This is a genomic window from Burkholderia sp. S-53 (assembly GCF_025560745.1).
Lineage (GTDB): Bacteria > Pseudomonadota > Gammaproteobacteria > Burkholderiales > Burkholderiaceae > Burkholderia > Burkholderia pyrrocinia.
The window spans coordinates 1521693-1542078 of record NZ_CP090483.1; the positions used below are offsets into that span (position 1 = coordinate 1521693).

The window sequence follows — 20386 nt, forward strand, 5'->3', positions numbered from 1 at the left end:
CCGGGTGGTCTGCAACGGACCGCCGCCGGCCAGCCCCGCACCGCGCCGGCAGTATGCCGTTCGTCCCGGTGGGCGACAACGGCGCAATTCTTACCATTCGTGCCTCTCGCGCAGCATTTCCGACCGGATTGAGGTTTTTTTCGCTTCATCGTCGCGAATCCGGGTAAGTTTTGTCCTGTTTTTGAGATAGTGTGACGAATGGGCGCGTGCTGGTGCCAGGCGCGCGCGCAACACGACGACAGCCGATTAAAGAATGGGCCGCTTCGTTTCGATAAATGAATCAGGCCAGTTAGCGATATGAGGGGAAGCAGTGGGGATGTTCACTCACGGGCATGGCTGCTTTGCGTGCGTCGGTTTCGACGCGACGGATGACCGGATGACCCTGACGAAACGGAGCGGTGCATGAAGCCGGCCGCGTCGCTGTTCGTCCTGTCGGTTGCCATGGTCGGCGCCTTCCACGCGGCCGCGCTGTCGGCCGCTCCGATGCCGGCGGTGCCGGCGGCCGCTGCGGCGCCCGGTGCCGGTCATGCGGCGTCGCCCGGCGACGCGTCGGCGCCGGTGCTCGCGGCTGCGCCGACGGCGGCCAGTGCGCCGTCCGCCGGGCTGCCGGCGACGACCGTGCACCTGCCGTTCGCGTCGCTCGGCGCGTTCGATCCGTTGCGCCTGCGCGGCGCCGACGATGCGCGCACGATCAACGCGGGCGTGCGGCTCGATCGCGTGGTCACGGGCGCGCGGCTGCGCCTGACCTACGCCTATTCGCCGTCGTTGGTGTTCCCGCTGTCGCACCTGAAGGTATCGGTGAACGGCGAGGTGATCGCGACCGTCCCGTTCGACGCCGCGCGCGCGGGCCGCGCGGTCACGCAGGACATCCCGATCGATCCGCGCTACTTCTCGGACTTCAACCAGATCGGCCTGCGCCTGATCGCGCACTACACGCTCGACCATTGCGAGGATCCGGCGAACTCGGCGCTGTGGGCCGACGTCAGCCCGACGAGCGAGCTGATCCTCGACGAATCGCCGGTCCGCCTGCCGAACGATCTCGCGCTGCTGCCCGCGCCGTTCTTCGACCGGCGCGACAACGGCCGCGTGCGGCTGCCGTTCGTGCTGCCGGTGTCGCCCGATTCGGCGACGCTGCGCAGCGCGGGCGTGCTCGCGTCGTGGTTCGGCGCGCTGGCCGACTACCGGCATGCGCGCTTCCCGGTGTCGGCCGCGCTGCCGGCCGACGACCAGGCGGTGGTGGTCGGCACGGCCGCGACGCTGCCGGCCGGTCTCGCACTGCCGTCGGTCCACGGTCCGCTGCTCGCGGTCGCCGACAACCCGGCCGCGCCGGGGCGCAAGCTGCTCGTCGTCACGGGCCGCACCGCGGCCGAAGTCGACGACGCGGTCGCGACGCTCGTGCTCGGCCGCGCGGCGCTGTCGGGGCCGGCGGCGACGGTCGCGCACGTCGATCTCGGCGCGCCGCGCAAGCCGTACGACGCGCCGCGCTGGCTGCCGGTGAACCGGCCCATCACGTTCCGCGAACTCGTGGCCGATCCGCGCGAACTGGAAGCGCGCGGCACGACGCCCGACGCGATCCGCCTGAACCTGCGCGTGCCGGCCGATCTCCATTCATGGAACGGCGCGGGCGTGCCGATCACGCTGCGCTATCGGTACACGGCGCCGACCGTGCAGGACAATTCGACGCTCGCCGTCGAGATCAACGACCAGCTCGTGAAGTCGTACCGGCTCGGGCCGGCCCATGCCGAGGATGCGCGCGGCCGCATGCAGTTGCCGCTGCTGTCGGTGCCGGAAGGGCGCGTGACGAGCGATGTCGACATCCCGGCGTTCCGGGTCGGCAGCGGCAACCAGTTGCAGTTCCGCTTCACGCTCGACTCGCAGAAGACGGGCCTGTGCTCGAGCGCGGCCGCCGAGCCGCAGCGCGCGGCGATCGATCCCGATTCGACGATCGACTTCTCGCACTTCGTCCATTACGCGCAATTGCCGAACCTCGCGTTCTTCGCGAACAGCGGTTTCCCGTTCACGCGCTTCGCCGACCTGTCGCAGACGGCCGTCGTGATACCCGACCGGCCGTCGCCGCACGAGCTCGAGGCCTACCTGACGATGCTCGGCCACATGGGCCAGTGGACGGGCTTCCCGGCACTGCGCGTGCAGGTCGCGCGGCCCGGCGACGTCGCCGCGCTGTCGGGCAGCAAGGATCTGCTCGTGATCGACGGCTCGCCCGCGTCGCCGCTGCTCGCGCACTGGCGCTCGGCGCTGCCGCTCGCGATCGGCGAGCAGGGCGGCGACGGCGCGACGCACGTCGCGTTCACGGTGAAGGAGCGCTGGCGCAACGGCGTCGGCCTGGCCGACGGCGGCGCGCATATCGAACAGACGGGCCCGCTCGCGGCGCTCGCCGGGTTCGAACTGCCGGGCAGCCGCGGCCGCAGCGTCGTCGCGCTGACGGCGACCGACCAGCCGCGGCTCGGCGATCTGCTGAACGTGTTCGAGAACGCCGGCCTGGTGTCGCAGTTGCAGGGCGATCTCGCGCTGGTGCGGCCGGGGCAGGTCGACAGCCTGCGCGTCGGCGAGCCTTACGTGGTCGGCTTCGTGCCGTGGTATGCGCGCGTCTGGACGCATGCGGCGCGGCATCCGGTCGTGCTCGGCGCGGTCGGCGTCGTCGCGGGGCTGCTGCTCGCGCTCGGCGTGTTCAGCGTGCTGCAGAGAATCGCCGCGCGTCGACGGGGGATGTAACGGATGGCGCGGGTTATGGCGAAGCGACGGGCAACGCGGCCGGCGCGGCGTGTCGGCGCGGCACTCGCGCTGGCGGTTGCGATGGCGTGCGCGGCAACCGGCACGGCCGGGCGCGCGCAGGCCGCGGGCGCCAACGCGACCGATGCGGCCGCCGCCGGATGCAGCGCGGCGTGGCCGCGCTGGGATGCGTTCAAGCGCGATTTCATCTCGGCCGACGGCCGCGTGATCGACGTGGGCTCGGCCGATTCACGCACGGTGTCGGAGGGGCAGGCATATGGGCTTTTCTTCGCGCTGGTCGCGAACGACCGGCGCATGTTCGACACGATCCTCGCATGGACCGAGAACAACCTCGCGCAGGGCGACCTGAGCGCGCATTTGCCGGCGTGGCTGTGGGGCCGTGCGCCCGACGGCGCGTGGCGCGTGCTCGACGCGAACGCGGCGTCGGACGCCGATCTGTGGATCGCGTACGCGCTCGTCGAGGCCGGGCGGCTGTGGCACGAGCGCAGCTACACCGCGCGCGGTGCGCTGCTCGCGAAACGCGTGCTCGACGAGGAAACGGCGACCGTGCCGGGCCTCGGCGTCACGCTGCTGCCGGGGCCGACCGGGTTCAAGCTGCCCAACGGCCAGTGGCGCGTGAACCCGAGCTATTCGCCGCCGCAGGTGATCCGCGCGCTCGGCGCACGCCTGCCCGACGACCGGCGCTGGGCCGCGCTGGTATCCAGCACCGGGCGCGTGCTGCTCGACACGGCGCCGAAGGGTTTTTCGCCCGACTGGGCGCTGTATCGCGCGGGCGCGGGCTTCGCGCCCGATCCGCAGACGCATGCGGAGAGCGCGTACAACGCGATCCGCGTGTACCTGTGGGCCGGCATGCTCGACCGCGCCGATCCGCTCGCGGCGCCGCTGCTCGCGCGTTTCGCGCCGTTCGCCGACCATATCGCCGCGCATGGCGCGCCGCCGGAGAAGGTCGATGCGACGACGGGCGTCGCGGGGCCGAACGACGGCAACGGCGGGTTCTCCGCGGCGGCCGTGCCGTTCCTCGACGCGCGCGGCCAGCATTCGCTCGCCGATGCGCAGGCGGCCCGCGTCGACACGCTCGCGCGCCAGTCGGCGCCCGGCTATTACACGAGCGTGCTGACGCTGTTCGGCCTCGGCTGGCGCGACGGACGCTACACGTTCGGCGCGGACGGCACGCTCGACGCCCGCTGGGGAGGCCGTTCGTGCGCCGCCCGCTGAAGCGCGCCGCGCCGCATGTCGCGGGGTTCGCGTGGCTCGCGTCGTCGGTATGTGCGGCGGCGCCCGGCACCGCCGCCGACGCGGCGATGCCGAAAACCGCCACGCCGGCGGCGTCCGCTTCCGGTTCCGCCGACGCGCAGCGCCAGCTCGACACCGCGCGGATGTGGGGCGTCAAGCATCGCGACGACCTCGCGCGCGATGCGCTGCGCAAGGGGCTGCTGATCGCGCCGGGCGATCCCGAACTGCTTGCCGAGCAAGTGCGCGTGCTGCTGCGGCTCGGCGACGCGCAAGGCGCGCAGGCCGCGCTCGCGCGCCTGCAGGCGCAGTCGCCGAATGCACCCGCGACGCGGCGAGCGGCCGACGAATACCGCGTCGCGACGAGCGGGCGCGGCGAGATGGCGCAGATCCGGCTGCTCGCGCGCAGCGGCCGCGCCGACGAGGCGGCCCGGCGGATCGTCGTGCTGTTTCCGAACGGTGCGCCGTCAGGGGCGCTCGGCGCCGAGTACTACGAGATCCTCGCGAATGCGCCGGGTGGGCGCGAGCCGGCGATCGCCGCGCTGCGCGGCAGGATCGCCGCCGATTCGCAGGACACCGGCGCGGCCATGGCGCTCGCGCGGCTGCTGAACCAGCATGGGGACACGCGCGCGGACGCGAACCGGATCGCATGGTCGCTCGCGAAGCGGGACGACGCCGACCATACGGAGGCGATGTCGCTGTGGCGGCGTGTGCTGCAGGCGGCCGGCAACGATCCCGCGTATCTCGATGCGCTGCATGCGTACCTTGCGCTCGTGCCGGACGACACCGAATTCCGCGGCCGCGTTGCCGAACTGGACAGCCGACGCGATGCGCAGCGCCGGCTCGAACGCGATCCCGACTACGTCGCGCAGCAGCGTGGCCTGCAGGCGCTCGCGCGCGGCGACCTTGCTGCCGCCGATCCGTTGCTCGCGCGCGCCGCGCGTGCGCGGGCCGACGACGCCGACGCGGTCGGCGGGCTCGGCCTGCTGCGCCTGCGCGAAGGCCGGCACGACGAAGCGCGCGCGCTGTTCGCGCGGGCCGCGACGCTCGCGACCGACCAGCGCGGCAAATGGCAGAGTCTGGCGCGCACCGCGCAGTTCTGGGGGCTGCTCGCACAGGGCCGCGCGGCCGCCGCCGCGGGGCGTCCTCAGGATGCCGAGCGCGCAGCGCGTGCGGCGCTCGCGATGCAGCCGAACAGCCCGGACGCGAAGCTGCAGCTTGCCGATGCGTTGCTCGCGCAGCGCGACTGGGCGCGTGCTGAGCCGCTGCTGCGCGAATTGCTGGCCGCGCGTTCACCGAACCCGTCGGCCGTGCGCGGCACGGCGATGCTGTATGAAAACACCGGCCGCGCGGACCGCATCGGGCCGCTGCTCGACGCGCTGCAAGGCCGCGTGACGGGCCGCGACGATCGCCGCGCGCTCGACGGCCTGCGCGCCGACCTGCTCGCGAACCAGGCGCGCGCGTTTGCCGACAAGGGCGAACGCGGGCCCGCCGCGCAACGCTACGAAGAGGCCGTGCGCGCGGCGCCCGATGCACCGTGGACGCGCTTCGCGCTCGCACGCCTGTACCGCGACATGGGGCTGCCGCAGCTCGGCCGCACGGTGATGGACGACGGGCTCGCGCAAAGCGATACGCCCGAGATGCGTTACGCGACCGCGCTGTACCGCAACTCGCTCGACGACGTCGCGGGTGCGCAGGCCGCGCTTGCACCCGTCGACGACGCACACCGTTCGGACGGGATGCGCGCGCTGGCACGCAAGCTCGACGCCGAAGGCGAACTGGCCGACGCGCGCGGCGCGCTCGGGCGCGGCGACCGCGCGGCATTCGCGGCATCGCTCGCGCATGCGCAGGCGAGCGCGCCGGACGATCCCGACATGCTCGCCGCGATCGGCGCGCAGTGGATCGATGCGGGCGAGCCCGAACGCGGCCTCGCGCCGTTGCGCGACTGGATCGCCGCGCATCCGCGCGAAGCCGATGCGGACGTGCGGCTGCGCTATGGCGACCTGCTCGGCAGCGCGGGCCGCGACGATGCGCTCGCCGCGTGGCTGGACGTGCTGCGCCGCGAACCGTCGCTGACGCCCGCGCAGGCGGCGAGGCTCGAGGACCAGTCGCTGCGCGTCGTGCTGCGGCAGGCGGACGATGCGATCGCACGGCAGGACTACGCGCAGGCGCGCACGCTGCTCGATCACGTGAGCCCGGCCGGCCGCGCCGACAAGCGCCATGCGCTCGAACTGGCCGATCTCGAACGTGCGCAGGGCCGTTACGACGCGGCGCGCGACGCGCTCGCGCCGGTCGTCGCACGCACGCCGGACGATGCCGATACGCAGCTCGCGCTTGCGCGAATCGACGAGGACAGCGGCAATCGCGCGGCCGCGCTCGCGCGTGTGCAGGCCGTGCTCGCGCGCACGCCGGACGACGACGTCGACACGCAACTGTCGGCCGTGCGCCGGCTGAACGCGCTGCACCGCCCGGACGAGGCCGCGCAGGTGACCGGTCGGCTGCAGGCCGCGTATCCGGCGCGTGCCGACGTGACGGTCGCGGCCGGGCGCGTGGCCGAAGCACAGGGCCGCTATGACGACGCGGCGTCGTTGTACCGGTTGTCGCGGTCGCAGGAACGCACGGCGGGCGTGAGCCCGGGCCGCGACGGCCTGACGCCCGCGCAGGCCGCGTTCGCGGATCTCGAGCAGCGGCGCGACCCCGAGATCGAGACCGGCTGGACGCCGGCGTACAAGTCGGGCGACGAAGGCGTTTCGTCGTATCGCGCGCAGCAGGTGCCGATCTACATGCAGATGCCGATCCGCTACGACGGGCATGTGTTCGCGCAGATCGACACCGTGCATCTGGATCCGGGCACGCTCGATACGAGCGACCCGAACGCTTTTTCGCTGAAGACGTTCGGGACCTACGCGGCGCTCAACGCACAGAGCGGGCTGCCGCCCCCGTTCCCGTCGAATCAGCAGGCCGCCGCGCTGATCGCGAATCCGCCGGGTTCGCTGCACCAGTCGACCACGGGCGTCGCGCTCGGCGCCGGCTATCTGTCCGATGCATGGCGCTTCGATCTCGGCACGTCGCCGCTCGGCTTCCCTGTGCACTACCTGGTCGGCGGCGTGCGCTACCGTTTCGACGCGGGCCCCGCGAGCTTCTCCGTGAACGCGTCGCGCCGGCCGGAAACCAGCAGCGTACTGTCGTACGCGGGGATGCGCGACCCGTGGACGGGCGCGGTGTGGGGCGGCGTGCGCCGCGACGGCGTGAACCTGCGCGCGTCGGTCGACGTCGGCCGCACGAACCTGTTCGCGGAGCTCGGCGCGGGCGTGCTGTCCGGCCGCAACGTCGAACGCAACGCGGAAGTCACGCTGCGCACCGGCTTCACGGTGCCCGTGTACGAGCGCGCGACGATGAAGGTCAGCACCGGGCTCGTCGGCAATGCGTGGCACTACGCGCAGAACCTGCGCTACTACACGTACGGGCAGGGCGGTTACTACAGCCCGCAGCGCTATCTGTCGCTCGGCGTGCCGATCGAATGGGCGGGGCGGTACGATGCGCTGTCGTGGGACCTGACCGTCACGGGCGGGATCTCGAACAGCTACGAGAAGGATTCGCTGTATTACCCGACGTTCCCGGACCAGCGGGCCGCGCAGGTGGCGGCCGGGTTCGTGTACGCGGGCAGCTCGACGCGCGGCGTGTCGTTCTCGTACGGCGTGAACGGGATCGTCGAGTACCGCGTGAACCCGCACCTGAGCGTCGGTGCGCAACTGCATGTCGACCGGTCGCACGATTACGCGCCGAGTTCGGCGCTCGTGTACCTGCGCTATGCATTCGATGCGCGCGCGCAGCCCAGCTGGCTCGTCACGCCGACGCCGGTGCGGCTTTATTCGGACTATTAGGGGACCGTCGTGAATACGGAAATCGATGCCACCCGTCCCGCGCTCGGCGCCGCCGGCCTGCTGGGCCGCCTGCGTGCGCTGTTGCGCACGGGGCCGGCCGGCGGCCGCATCGGCACGCTGAGCCGGCTCGCGATCGACGGCCTGCCCGACACCTGGACGCAACTGGAAGCGGGCGGCCTGTACGCGATCTACGCGGCCGGCGGCACGCCGGCGTGCGACGCGCTCGTATGGGAGAGCACGCGGCAGGCGCGCACGAGCAACGTCACGGTCGTGCTCGCACGCGATGCGGCACGCGTCGCCGAACAGATGCAGGCGCGCGGCTTCGCGGGCGGCGCGCAGCCGGCCGGCTGGCCGCGCAACCTGAGCGTGCTGGCGATGCCGGCGGCGGCCGAACCGGCCGACGGAGAAGGCGCCGGCGCGACCGGCGACGCGCCGCGCCGCGCGGCGCCGGGCCCGTTCGCGCGGCTGACCGGCGGCTTGCGTGCGATGAAGCGCTACGGTTTTCGTGCGCGTTCGCTGTATTTCGTCGAAGGCGCGCAGCGCTGGTTCAGCTGGGACGATCCGGTCGCGCTCGCGGAAGAAGCGCACGCACTCGCCGACTGGTGCCGCACGCACCGGATCGCGCTCGTGCTGCTGCTCGATCCCGAAGCGGCCCGTGCGGGCACCGATCCGCGCACCGACGATCCGCCGCTCGTGCGCGATGCCGATCGCACGCCGCGCAGCGGTTTCCACGGCGTGTGCTCGGGCGTCGCGCAGATGCAGCGCACCCACGGCGAACTGCTGTGGATCGTCGATTTCTGGCGCGCGGGCGACACGCTCGCGGCCGGCGAGGTGCGGCCGCTGCGCTTTGCGCCGGGCGGCCGGCTGTCGGCGAGCGTCGATGGCGGCGCGACCGAGCCGGCGCGCCGGATGAAGCTCGCGACCGACGAGGATCGCGTCGTCGTCAGCCGCGCGGTGCTCGACGGTGCGAACCGCATGCCGGGCGACTGGGAAATCGTCGACGACAACGCGGCCGTCGTCGCGGTCTGCGCGCAGGCCCAGGCCGCGACCGCGGTGCTCGTGTTCCGCTCGCACGCGCAGCTCGAAGCGTTGTGCGCGGACGTGCACGCGCTGCGCCGGCAGTGCGGCGGCGCGCTGAAGATCGCGGTCGTCGAGCGCGGCGAGGTGCTGCGCCAGCAGTTCGAAATGCTGTTGCTGAGCGTCGGCGCGAACCGCGTCGTCGCGCGCGACCTGCCGGTGTCGCGGATGCAGGCCGCCGTGCACGCGCTGCGCGGCCAGCTCTATGCGCGGCCCGTCGCGGCCGACTATCGCGCGGCGTTGGCCGCCGCGCTCGGCGATTCGGTGCTCGGCTATCTGCCGGTCGGTGCGTTCTGCCTGCGGACTCGCGCGGTGCTCGATCGCGGCGCGGTGCTCGCGCTGCCGCACACGCTCGCGAAGATCACGCTGCTGCCGGGCGTGTCGCATGTCGACGCGCTGCGGCATTGCCGGCCGCGCCGCGCGGGCGACGTCGTGACGGCCGACCCCGGGCACCTGTACGTGTTCCTGTTCGCGTGCGAGCCGGTCGACGCCGACGACGCGCTGGCGCGGATCTTCGACGTGCCGGTCGACACGCTGTCCGACCGCGTCGTGTGTCTCGGGCACGGCAGCATCGACACGGAGCTCGACGCGCTGAAGGCCGAGAACCGGCGCGCGCCGATCGCCGACTACAGCGACCTGTTCGCGGCCACGCAGCCGGCCGGTGCCGAGCGCACCTCGGCTGCGCGCGCCGATGTCGGCGCGGCGTTGCCTGACGCGAGCGAGGTGAGCGATGCGGTCGATGCGATCGATGCAATCGTCTCGCTCGAGGCGATCGGTGCGATGCCGGCGCTCGCGCACCTGGCCGCCGACGCACCGGCCCCGCATCCCGTCATTCCCGCCGCCCGAACGCGCGGCGCCACCCGCAGCGCGATGCCGCTGCGCAAGCCGGAGGACGCATGATTGCCGAACTCGTCATCGGTTTCGTCGTCGGCATCGTGATCGCGGTGCCCGTCTGGATCGTCGCGCAACACCTCGGCATCGGCCGCGGCTTTCATGCACCGCGCGGGCTCGACCGGCGCGACGCGGTGCCGTGCGAACTCGTGCCGGTCGCGCTGCGCGGGCGCTTGCTGCCCGATGCCGAGCGCAGCGACGAGGCGGCCCGATGAAGACGATCGCCATCACGTCGACGACGGGCGGCGCGGGCCGCACGACGCTCGCCGCCGCGCTCGCGGTGCTGCTCGCGCGCCGCGGCCGGCCGGTCGTCGCCGTCGAATTCGATGCGCAGAACCTGATGGGCGCGACGCTCGGCCTCGACACGCTGGCCGAACACGGCCTTGCGCAGACCGTGCTCGGCGGCGCCGAGCCGTGGCATGCGCATACGTGGCGCAACGCCGACGGCGTGCTGTTCGTGCCGTACGGGCAGGTCGACGCGGCCGGCGCGGCCGCGTGCGATGCGCGGCTCACGGCCGACCCGGCATGGCTGTCGCGCGCGCTCGACGAGATCGCGCTGCCGGCCGACGGCGTCGTGCTGGTCGACACCGCGCGCTATCCGTCGCCGCAGGCCGAGCAGGCGATGCGCCGCGCGGACTTGACGCTCGTCGTCGTGCCGCCCGAACCGACCGCGTGCGCGACGGTGGCCGCGCGGCTCGGCGCGCTGCGCGCCGGCGGCGGCGAACTGCAGATCGTCGTGAACCGGCTGAATCCGGCACGTGACATGCAGCGCGACGCGATCGCGATGCTGCGCGCTGTCGCGGGGCCGGCGTCGATGCTCGAGCAGCGCGTCCACGTCGACGCTGCCGTGCCCGAAGCGCTCGCGCGCGGTAGCTGGATCTTCGACGACGCGCCGTATTCGCAGGCGTCGCACGACCTGAACGGCATCGCGAACTGGGTCGATGCGTGGCTCGCGGCGGCTGCTGCCGGTCGCACCGGAGCGGCGCGATGAAGGCCGCCGTCGCGGCGCGGCTGCGCGCGCTCGGCCGCCGTGCGGCCGACTGGTTCGCGCGCGGCATCGGGCTGCCGGCGGAGCGCACGCTGCTCGACTGGCTCGTGCGGCTGTTCTTCCATGCGCCGCCGCCCAGCCGGCCCGATCACGTGCGCCGCCAGGCGCGCGCCGCGTTCCTGCGGCTCGCGCACGAGTGGGGCGTGTTGCAGCCGCTCAGCCCGCGCGAATGGCTGTGGCGCTCGATCGTGCGCGCGCCGCGCGCGGCCGACGGCCGGCCCGCGCGCGATCCGCTCGCGTGGTTCGACACGTACGTCGTGCCCGTCTATGTGGCCGGGCGTGCGGTCGGCCGGCGCATCGACGCGTTGCTCGAACGCCTGCCGTGGGCGCGCTGGGGCGGCTGGCTCGATGCGCGCGCGAACGGCGTCGGCCGGCGCCGCTGGCTCGCGCCGCTGCTGCTCGTGGCCGGCGCGCTGCTGTGGGCCGCGGCCGGGATGTCGCCGCTGATGCCCGGCGCGCAGTTCGCGTTCTTCGCGATCGTCGCGGTGCTGGCGCTCGCGTTGCGCCGCCTGCCGGGCCACCTGCCGACGCTGGCGCTCGCGTCGCTCGCGCTGCTGTCGGCGGTGCGCTACGTGTGGTGGCGCACGACGCAGACGCTCGACTTCCGCGGCCCGGTCGAAGCGATCGCCGGCTACCTGCTGTACGGCGCCGAAGCCTATACGTGGATGATCCTGCTGCTCGGCTTCGTGCAGACCGCGTGGCCGCTCGACCGGCCGATCGTGCCGCTGCCCGACGATCCCGACACCTGGCCGACCGTCGACCTCTACATCCCGACCTACAACGAGCCGCTGTCGGTCGTGAAGCCGACGGTATTCGCCGCGCAGAGCATCGACTGGCCGACGGCGAAGCTGCGCGTCTACCTGCTCGACGACGGCCGGCGCCCCGAATTCGCGGCGTTCGCGGCCGAGGCCGGCATCGACTACCTGACGCGCGACGACAACCTCCACGCGAAGGCCGGCAACATCAACCGCGCGCTGCCGAAGACGCACGGCGAATACATCGCGATCTTCGACTGCGATCACGTGCCGACGCGCTCGTTCCTGCAGACGACGATGGGCGTGTTCCTGCGCGACCCGAAGTGCGCGCTCGTGCAGACGCCGCACCATTTCTTCTCGCCCGATCCGTTCGAGCGGAACCTCGGCACGTTCCGCGAGATCCCGAACGAGGGCAACCTGTTCTACGGGCTCGTGCAGTCGGGCAACGACCTGTGGAACGCGACGTTCTTCTGCGGATCGTGCGCGGTGCTCAAGCGCAGCGCGCTGGAAGAGGTCGGCGGCGTCGCGGTGGAAACCGTGACCGAGGATGCGCATACGGCGCTCAAGCTGCACCGGCGCGGCTATACGTCGGCGTATCTGCCGACCGTGCAGGCGGCCGGCCTCGCGACCGAAAGCCTCGCGGGCCACGTGAAGCAGCGCACGCGCTGGGCGCGCGGGATGGCGCAGATCTTCCGCATCGACAACCCGTTCCTCGGGCGCGGGCTCGGCTTCATCCAGCGGATCTGCTACGGCAACGCGATGCTGCACTTCTTCTACGGGATTCCGCGGCTGGTGTTCCTGACGATTCCGCTCGCGTACCTGTTCTTCCACCTGTACTTCATCAACGCGTCGGCGCTCGCGCTCGCGAGCTACGTGATCCCGTATCTCGTGCTCGCGAACGTCGCGAACTCGCGGATGCAGGGGCGCTACCGCCATTCGTTCTGGGCCGAGGTCTACGAATCGGTGCTCGCGTGGTACATCGCGCTGCCGACCACCGTTGCGTTCTTCAGCCCGAAGCACGGCAAGTTCAACGTGACCGACAAGGGCGGCAAGATCGACGAAGGCTACGTCGACTGGTCGACGTCGAAACCGTATCTCGTGCTGTTCGCGCTGAACGTGCTCGCGATCGCGGCCGGACTGTGGCGGCTGGTCGCCGACCAGGGCGACGAGGCGTCGACGATCCTGATCACGCTCGGCTGGACCGTGTACAACCTCGCGATGCTCGGCGCGGCGCTGGCCGTCGCGCGCGAGACCAAGCAGGTGCGCGTCACGCACCGGATCGCGATGCGCGTGCCGGCCACGCTGCTGCTCGCCGACGGAACGACCGCTGCGTGCTTCACGAGCGACTATTCGACCGGCGGCCTCGGCCTCGAAGCCGTGCCGGGGCTGCCGCTCGCCGTCGGCGACACGCTGACGGTGTGCGTGACGCGCGGCGACCGGCCGTTCCCGTTCCCGGTGCGCGTGACCCGCGTGACGCCGACCCACGTCGGCTTGAGCTTCGAGGCGCTGACGCTCGAACAGGAGCGCCAGCTCGTGCAGTGCACGTTCGGCCGCGCGGATGCGTGGCTCGACTGGCACGAAGGCACGCGCGTCGACACGCCGCTCGGCGGGCTGAAGGAAGTGCTTCGCATCGGCGTGAACGGTTACGTACGGATGTGGAAGGGTGCGGCGCGCGGCTTGCAGGCCATGCTGGCGCCGAAACTCGATCGGGCGCGCGACTGACGCGGCGCTCATCATGGAGTGGGTTAGATGACGTTCTGGAATCTGTATTTCATCCTGAAGTTCGCGCTGTTCGCGACCGGGCACCTGCAGCCGCTGTGGCTCGCGAACCTCGCGTTCGCGGTGGCGCTCGCGGCGAGCGCGCCGCTCCGGCGGCGTGCGTGGCGCATCGTCCGGCAGGTCGCGGCGATCGCGATCGCGGTGCCGCTGCTCGCACGCGAGATGCATGCGCCGCCGCTTGCACGTCTCGTCGAAGCCGCGCGCGAGGTGAGCACGTTCCGTCTCGACTACTGGATGGAATTGCTGCCGCGCCTGCTGCCGCCCATGCTGGTGCTGACGGTGGTCGGCGCGCTGATCGTCTATTTCATCGTCAACCGCTGGCTGCGCGTCGCGACGTTCGTGCTGGCCGCGCTGATCGTGATGCCGCTGTGGCAAGCGGGCAGCGGCCTGATGGCGCGCGTGGTCGCGCCGGCCGCGCAGCAGGCGGACGCGCCGGGCACCACGACGATGGGGCGCGCCGACCGGCCCGAGGACCACAACGCCGCGCTCGCGACGTTCCGCGCGCAGGAGTCGCAGCGGCAGGTCGCGTTCGGCCATCCCGGCAACGATCCGGCCGCGCAGTTCGACGTGATCGTGCTGCACGTCTGCTCGCTGTCGTGGGACGACCTCGATGCCGCGAAGGTGCGCAACCACCCGATGCTGAGCCACTTCGACTACCTGTTCACGAACTTCAGCACCGCCGCGAGCTACAGCGGCCCGGCGGCGATCCGCGTGCTGCGCGCGAGCTGCGGACAGGAGGCGCACGAGGACCTGTACAAGCCCGCGCCGCAGCAGTGCCAGTTGTTCGCGCAGCTCGCGGGTGCCGGCTATACGGTGCAGTCGCTGCTGAACCACGACGGCCACTTCGACAACTTCCTGCAGGTGATTCACGACAACATCGGCGCGGCCGGTGCACCGATGGTCTCGAACGCCGCCGCGCCGGTCGCGATGCATGCGTTCGACGGCTCCGCGATCAAGGAGGACTACGGCACGCTCGCGAACTGGTATGCGCAGCGCGCGTCGGTGCAGGGGCCCGTCGCGCTGTACTACAACACGATCAGCCTGCACGACGGCAACCGCGTGGTCGGCAGTGCGCTGACGAGCATCGACTCGTATCCGCAGCGCGTGACGAAGCTGATGAGCGATTTCGACCGGCTCGCCGACCTGATCGCGCAATCGGGCCGCCGCGCGGTGATCGTGTTCGTGCCCGAGCACGGCGCCGCGCTGCGCGGCGACAAGAACCAGGTCGCGGGGCTGCGCGAGATCCCGACGCCGCGCATCGTGCACGGGCCGGTCGGCGTGCGGCTCGTCGGCTTTACCGGCAACCACGGCGCGACGACCGTGGTCGAGCAGCCGGCCAGCTTCCTCGCGCTCGCGCAGCTGCTGTCGAATCTCGTGTCGAACAGCCCGTTCAAGCCGGGCGCGACGCTCTCGCAATATGCGGCGGACCTGCCGCGCACGCGGATGGTCGGCGAGAACGAGGGCACGGTGACGATGCAGACGGCCGCGGGTTACGCGGTGAAAACTCCGGACGGCGTATGGATCGACGAACAGTAATCCTTCCCGGCGATGGCGATGACGATCGCCTGTCGCAGCCGAACGACGTGCTCGGCCTCGCGCGGCACCTGCCCGCGCTCGATCCCGAACGTTATGTCGACGAGCAGGCGCGCCGCGCGTTCATCGAGTCGCTCGATCGCTGGCCGACGCTCGCGAAACTGATGGGATTGAAGAGATAAACGAAAGACGGCCGGCATGCGTGCCGGCCGTCGTTCGCCTGCTTGCGTGCGAATCCGCTTATTCCGCAGGCCGCACCTTGCGTTCCGGCTGGCGCGTCCATGTGTCTTCTTCGCCCGGCACCTTGCCGAAGGTCTGCGCGGCCCACGCCGCGCGCGCCGCGTCGATCTTCGCGCGCTCGCTCGACACGAAATTCCATTCGATGAAACGCTCGCCCGGCAGGTGCGCGCCGCCGAGCAGCATCACGCGCGCGCCGTTCGCGCTGGCGAGCGCGACGGTCGCGCCCGGTTCGAGCACGGCCATCGTCGCGGGGGCGAGCGGCGTGCCGTCGATGGTGAGGTCGCCGTCGACGAGATACACGCCACGTTCGTCGTGTTCCGCATCGAGCGCGAGCTGCCCGCCCGACGCGAATTCGGCGTACGCGTAGAGCGTCGGCGAGAACACGGCGACCGGCGACGCGAGCCCGAACGCGGTGCCCGCGATTACGCGCACGCTCGCGCCGTCGCGCGTGAACGACGGCAGCGTGTCGGCAGGATGATGGACGAACGCGGGCGCGGTGTCCTCGTGCTCGACCGGCAGCGCGACCCAGGTCTGGATCCCGTGGACCGGCTGCTCGTGCGGGCGGTCCTCGTCGGGCGAGCGCTCCGAATGCACGATGCCGCGGCCGGCCGTCATCCAGTTCACGTCGCCCGGCACGATCTTCTGCCGGAAGCCGAGGCTGTCGTGATGCATCAGCGAACCGTCGAACAGGTAGGTGACGGTCGCGAGCCCGATGTGCGGATGCGGCAGCACGTCGATGCCGCGGCCGGCCGGCAGCACGGCCGGGCCCATCTCGTCGAAGAAGATGAACGGGCCGACGAGGCGCGCGGCGCGAGCGGGCAGCACGCGCCGCACGACGAGGTTGCCGATGTCGCTTTCGCGCGGCGTGAGCAGGGTCTTGATCGATGCGGACATGGTGGGAATCTCGTGGGGTAGGCGGTCAGGCGATCGCCGTGTCGATCGTGATCGGATGCGTGAGGATCTTGTGGACCGGGCATGCGTTCGCGATCTGCAGCAGGCGCTCGCGCTGTTCGCCGGACAGGTCGCCGTCGAGCGTGATGCGGCGCACGATCGTGCTGCCCGCGCTGCCCGATTCGTGCGCGAGCTTCACGTGCACTTCGGCGAGCGGCCAGCCCTTGCGTTGCGCATACATCTTCAGCGTGATCGCGGTGCACGCGCCGAGGCTCGACAGCAGCAGCGCGACGGGCGTCGGTGCCGCATCGCCGCCGCCGAGCGACGCCGGTTCGTCGGCGCGCCACTGGTGGACGCCGTCGCTGAAGTGGACGAGGTAATCGACCGAGCCGATGCTCGCTTCGACGGACAGTTCGCTCATTGCAGTTCCATAAGGGAAAGGGGGAAGGCCGGCGGCGTGGCCGGACGTTACGGTTCGAGCAGCCGCTGCAGCCGCAGTTCCTCGAAATCGAGCTCCGATTCGATCCGGTGCAGCACCGTGTCGTCGACCTTGCCGTCACGATGCAGGTCGAGCAGTGCCTGGCGCGACACGCCGACGAGTTCGAGCTCGACGCGCAGCATCCGCGCGCGCATGTCGGCCGGTTCGGCGCCGTGCCGATGCGCACGTTCGTTGAACATGACGCGGTTCCGGTATTCGGCGAGCAGGCGGTCGAGCGAAGGGCGTTCGAGGGTCGACCCGCGCTGCTCGAGCGCGTCGAGTTCGGCGAGCGCCGCGCCGAACGTATGCGCGCGCACCGCGTGCTCGGACATCGTGTGCCGTGCGGCAGGCCGCAGCTTCAGCACGCGGATCAGCGGCGCGAGCGTGCCGCCCTGCACGACGAGCGTCGCGATGATCAACAGGAACGTGCTGAACAGGATCAGGTCGCGGCCGGGAAAGTTGCTCGGCAGCGCGATCGCGGCCGCGAGGCTCACGACGCCGCGCATGCCCGACCAGCCGAGCACGACGGCCTCGCGCCAGGACCACGGCGCGTGGCCCGCGCGCGGCGCGCGCAGGCGGCCCGGCAGCCACATCGCGACGAACACCCACACGACGCGCGCACCGATCGCGGCGGCGGTGGCGGGCAGCGCGACGCGCAGGCCGGCCATCAGCACCGCGCCTTCGTGGTTCACGCGCGCGAGGATCGCATGCAGCGCGAGACCGATCAGGATGAACACGAGCGCATCGAGCACGAACACGATCGCTTCCCATGTCGCCTTCGCCTTGATCCGCATGTCGGCATCGAACACGCGATGCTGGCGCACGCCGAGCACGAGGCCGCAGGTCACGACCGACAGCACGCCCGACCCGTCGACGGCTTCCGCGACCCCGTAGCTGCCCCACGCCATCGCGAAGGTCACGACGATGCCGAGCATCGGGTCGCGCAGGCGCGGCAGCACCCAGCACATCGCATGGCCGCATGCGAGGCCGACCGCGATGCCGATCAGCGTGAGCGAGAAGAACAGGCCGGTGGCGCTCGCGGCCGTGATCGACACGGCGAGCGCGGCCGACACGGCCATCTGGTACAGCAGCAGGCCTGATGCATCGTTGACGAGGCTTTCGCCTTCGAGCACCGCGACGAGCCGCGCGGGCAGCGGGTAGCGCTGCAGGATCGCCTTCGCGGCGACCGCGTCGGGCGGCGACACGATCGCGCCGAGCGTGAAGCATGCGGCCCATGGCAACGCCGGGTTCGCCGCATGCACGGCCACCGCGACCGCGACGGTCGTGAACACCACCGCACCGAGCGCGAGCGATGCGATCGACGCAAGCTCCTGGCGGAATTCCTTCCACGCGGTGTAGAACCCGCTCGACATCAGCAGCGGCGGCAGCACGGCCGCGAGCAGCAGCGCCGGGTCCATGTCGGGCACGCGCTTGCCGGCGATCGCGACCACGCAGCCGCCGAGCAACAGCACGACGGCCGGCGGAATCGAGATCCGTTCGGCGAGCCACGTCAGCGCGCCCGCACCGCAGATCAACAGCAGCAGGTAGTGAAACAGCTCGACGTTGGTCATCAGCGTTGCTTCACGACGGCTTGCGGTCGTTCGCGGCGCCGCCCGGCAGCGCGCCGAACATGTGCTGGCTGCACTGCGCGTCGCGCCATGCCGCATTCAGCCGGTGGCCCGCGAACATCCGGCGCGCGACCGGCAGGATCTGTTCGCCGGCCAGCATGCCGAGCAGGCCGGTGAGCGCGATGATCGGCGGCGCCGGCGAATTCACGCCGAGCGCGCCGTAGATGACGCCGGCGAGGATGCCGGCGAGCAGCGACTGAAAATACGGTTTCATGATGAAAACCTCTCGTGATAGGCTGATCGAGGGCGAAGGGCGCGCCTTCAATGTGCTGGAAGCGTATCGGGTTTACGTGCGGAACAAAAGGGCGGATAGCCCTTGAACAGACCCTGCTTTCGGAATTCGATCGATTCCGTTTCTTGGATGTTCGAGCTGCGACTTTTCCGATTAAATGGCTGCAACCGGAAGACGCAAATCCGGGGCAACGCACAGTCGGCTCCTCGTACTTTCCGATCGAGGCAAGCCTTAAACGTTTCCTGTCCAAAGGATGATTCGCGCCATGAGCAACCCCAAGCTTGAAGTCCTCACCCCCCTGAACAGCCAGTTGATCTTCATCGACCAGCAGCCGCAGATGGCGTTCGGTGTGCAGTCGATCGATCGTCAGGCGCTGAAGAACAACGTTGTCGGGCTCGCGAAGGCCGCGAAGGCATTCAACATTCCGACCACGATCACGACGGTGGAATCCGAAAGCTTCTCGGGTTACACGTATCCCGAACTGCTCGACGTGTTTCCGAACCAGAAGACGCTCGAACGCACGTCGATGAACTCGTGGGACGACCAGAAGGTGCGTGACGCGCTTGCCGCGAACGGTCGCAAGAAGGTGATCGTGTCGGGCCTGTGGACCGAAGTCTGCAATACGACGTTCGCGCTGTGCGCGATGCTCGAAGGCGACTACGAGATCTACATGGTGGCCGATGCATCGGGCGGCACGTCGAAGGACGCGCACGACTTCGCGATGCAGCGCATGATCCAGGCCGGCGTCGTGCCCGTTACATGGCAGCAGGTCGCGCTCGAGTGGCAACGCGACTGGGCACGCCGCGACACCTACAACGCCGTGATGGCGATCGCGAAGGAGCACTCGGGCGCGTACGGAATGGGCGTCGACTACGCGTACACGATGGTCCACAAGGCAGCGCAGCGCACTGCGACGCCGCACGAGTCGATCCCGGCCGTGCCGGCGAAGTAACAGGCCGTATGCGACCGCCCGTTCAGACGGGCGGCAGTGCCCACGGCGCGTGTGTCAGGTGCTCGACGAGAAAGTCGAGCAACGCCGTCACACGCGCCGCACGCAGCATGCCGGGCGGCGTGACGAGGTTGACGTTGATATCGGGAATCTTCCAGTCATGCATCACTTCCTCGAGCGCGCCGCTTTGCAACTCATTCCACACCAGGAACGCCGGCTGCAACGCGAGGCCGTGGCCGGCAATCAGCGCGGGACAGAGGACGTCGGCATTGTTGGCGCGGATGCGCCCGCGCACGGGCACGCCGAATTCCTCACCCGACGTCGTGTGGCGAAAGCGCCAGTATTCGGGTGTCGGTATGTTCGTGTAGGTCAGGCACGCGTGCTGGTCGAGTTCGCTCGGATGGGTCGGCCGGCCGCGCCGGTCGAGATACGCGGGCGACGCGACGAGCGGCCGGCGCACCGCGCACAGGCGGCGCGCACGCAGCGACGAATCGTTCAGTTCGGCGATCCGGATCGCGACGTCGAAGCCGCCGGACACGATATCGACGAAGTTGTCGGTGAGCACGAGATCGACGTCGACGCGCGGATAGCGCTCGAGAAACGCGGGCAACAGCGGCGCGAGATTGCACAGGCCGTAGGACATCGGCGCGTTCACGCGCAGCAGGCCGTGCGGTTCGAGCGCATGCGCGGACGCCTCGCCTTCGATCAGCTCGGCGTCGGCGAGCAGCCGGATCGCGCGATCGCGCAGCAGTTCGCCGGTCGGCGTGAGCGACAGCTTGCGTGACGTGCGGTACAGCAGCATCGAGCCCAGGCGTTTTTCGAGGCGCGCGATCGCTTTCGACACGGTCGGTTGCGTTATACCGAGCAGGTCGGCGGCCTTGGCGAACGAACCGGTCTCCGCGACACGCGCGAAGATGGCCCAGGCTTCGAGATCGGGAAGATGTTGCATGGCTGGAAAGCGTGGCAGGGAAGCGAAGCGGATTCGGCGGCAGCGGATCGCGCCGCCGGCGCACGGCGCCCGGG

At 70.9% G+C, this 20386-nt stretch carries 15 protein-coding genes; 10 read left to right on the forward strand and 5 right to left on the reverse strand.

All coding sequences use genetic code 11. The features are described from left to right. Nucleotides 1–402: 402 nt before the first annotated feature. From bcsB to LXM88_RS12120, 9 genes are read left to right on the forward strand one after another with little or no spacing between them, the layout of a single operon-like run. Nucleotides 403–2730 (forward strand): cellulose biosynthesis cyclic di-GMP-binding regulatory protein BcsB, encoded by a 2328-nt coding sequence (gene bcsB / locus LXM88_RS12080; protein WP_262542513.1) that lies wholly within the window; start codon nucleotides 403–405, stop codon nucleotides 2728–2730. A 3-nt stretch (nucleotides 2731–2733) separates the two neighbouring features. Continuing rightward, nucleotides 2734–3963 carry a cellulose synthase complex periplasmic endoglucanase BcsZ gene (gene bcsZ / locus LXM88_RS12085; protein ID WP_262542514.1) on the forward strand — a complete coding sequence of 410 codons (1230 nt, stop codon included), beginning with the start codon at nucleotides 2734–2736 and terminating at the stop codon, nucleotides 3961–3963. After that, nucleotides 3948–7862 (forward strand): cellulose synthase subunit BcsC-related outer membrane protein, encoded by a 3915-nt coding sequence (locus LXM88_RS12090; protein ID WP_262542515.1) that lies wholly within the window; start codon nucleotides 3948–3950, stop codon nucleotides 7860–7862. The genes bcsZ and LXM88_RS12090 overlap by 16 nt, the downstream gene beginning before the upstream one ends. 9 nt (nucleotides 7863–7871) lie before the next feature. Then, nucleotides 7872–9839 (forward strand): cellulose biosynthesis protein BcsE, encoded by a 1968-nt coding sequence (bcsE, locus tag LXM88_RS12095; protein ID WP_262542516.1) that lies wholly within the window; start codon nucleotides 7872–7874, stop codon nucleotides 9837–9839. Next, nucleotides 9836–10045: a hypothetical protein gene (locus LXM88_RS12100; protein WP_262542517.1), complete on the forward strand. Its 210-nt coding sequence runs from the start codon at nucleotides 9836–9838 to the stop codon at nucleotides 10043–10045. The genes bcsE and LXM88_RS12100 overlap by 4 nt, the downstream gene beginning before the upstream one ends. Then, the gene (gene bcsQ / locus LXM88_RS12105; RefSeq protein ID WP_262542518.1) at nucleotides 10042–10821 is read left to right on the forward strand and encodes a cellulose biosynthesis protein BcsQ; all 780 of its coding nucleotides are present in this window, start codon (nucleotides 10042–10044) and stop codon (nucleotides 10819–10821) included. Before LXM88_RS12100 ends, bcsQ begins: the two co-directional genes overlap by 4 nt. Next, the gene (gene bcsA, locus LXM88_RS12110; protein ID WP_262542519.1) at nucleotides 10818–13355 is read left to right on the forward strand and encodes a UDP-forming cellulose synthase catalytic subunit; all 2538 of its coding nucleotides are present in this window, start codon (nucleotides 10818–10820) and stop codon (nucleotides 13353–13355) included. The genes bcsQ and bcsA overlap by 4 nt, the downstream gene beginning before the upstream one ends. A 27-nt stretch (nucleotides 13356–13382) precedes the next feature. Beyond that, nucleotides 13383–14948: a cellulose biosynthesis protein BcsG gene (bcsG, locus tag LXM88_RS12115; RefSeq protein ID WP_262542520.1), complete on the forward strand. Its 1566-nt coding sequence runs from the start codon at nucleotides 13383–13385 to the stop codon at nucleotides 14946–14948. Continuing rightward, nucleotides 14930–15127 (forward strand): hypothetical protein, encoded by a 198-nt coding sequence (locus LXM88_RS12120; RefSeq protein ID WP_114176748.1) that lies wholly within the window; start codon nucleotides 14930–14932, stop codon nucleotides 15125–15127. The genes bcsG and LXM88_RS12120 overlap by 19 nt, the downstream gene beginning before the upstream one ends. Nucleotides 15128–15185: 58 nt before the next feature. Here LXM88_RS12120 and LXM88_RS12125 read toward each other — a convergent pair whose 3' ends face one another. The 4 genes from LXM88_RS12125 to LXM88_RS12140 are packed head-to-tail and all read right to left on the reverse strand — an operon-like array spanning nucleotide 15186 to nucleotide 18396. Then, nucleotides 15186–16079, reverse strand: a complete 894-nt coding sequence (locus tag LXM88_RS12125) for a pirin family protein (RefSeq protein ID WP_262542521.1) — start codon at nucleotides 16077–16079, stop codon at nucleotides 15186–15188. A 25-nt stretch (nucleotides 16080–16104) separates the two neighbouring features. Continuing rightward, a complete protein-coding gene (locus tag LXM88_RS12130; protein ID WP_262542522.1) occupies nucleotides 16105–16497 on the reverse strand; it encodes an OsmC family protein in 393 nt (130 codons plus the stop codon). Between the two features lie 47 nt (nucleotides 16498–16544). Continuing rightward, on the reverse strand, nucleotides 16545–18125 hold the full coding sequence (locus LXM88_RS12135) for a cation:proton antiporter (protein ID WP_262542523.1): 1581 nt from the start codon (nucleotides 18123–18125) through the stop codon (nucleotides 16545–16547). 10 nt (nucleotides 18126–18135) lie between these two features. After that, on the reverse strand, nucleotides 18136–18396 hold the full coding sequence (locus tag LXM88_RS12140; RefSeq protein ID WP_262542524.1) for a XapX domain-containing protein: 261 nt from the start codon (nucleotides 18394–18396) through the stop codon (nucleotides 18136–18138). 283 nt (nucleotides 18397–18679) lie between these two features. On the opposite strand from LXM88_RS12140, the gene LXM88_RS12145 reads away from it, so the two are divergent. Beyond that, nucleotides 18680–19366 (forward strand): hydrolase, encoded by a 687-nt coding sequence (locus LXM88_RS12145; RefSeq protein WP_262542525.1) that lies wholly within the window; start codon nucleotides 18680–18682, stop codon nucleotides 19364–19366. A 22-nt stretch (nucleotides 19367–19388) separates the two neighbouring features. On the opposite strand, the gene LXM88_RS12150 is transcribed toward LXM88_RS12145, so the two are convergent. Beyond that, complete coding sequence (locus LXM88_RS12150) at nucleotides 19389–20312, reverse strand: LysR family transcriptional regulator (protein WP_262542526.1); 924 nt, start codon at nucleotides 20310–20312, stop codon at nucleotides 19389–19391. Nucleotides 20313–20386: the final 74 nt, after the last annotated feature.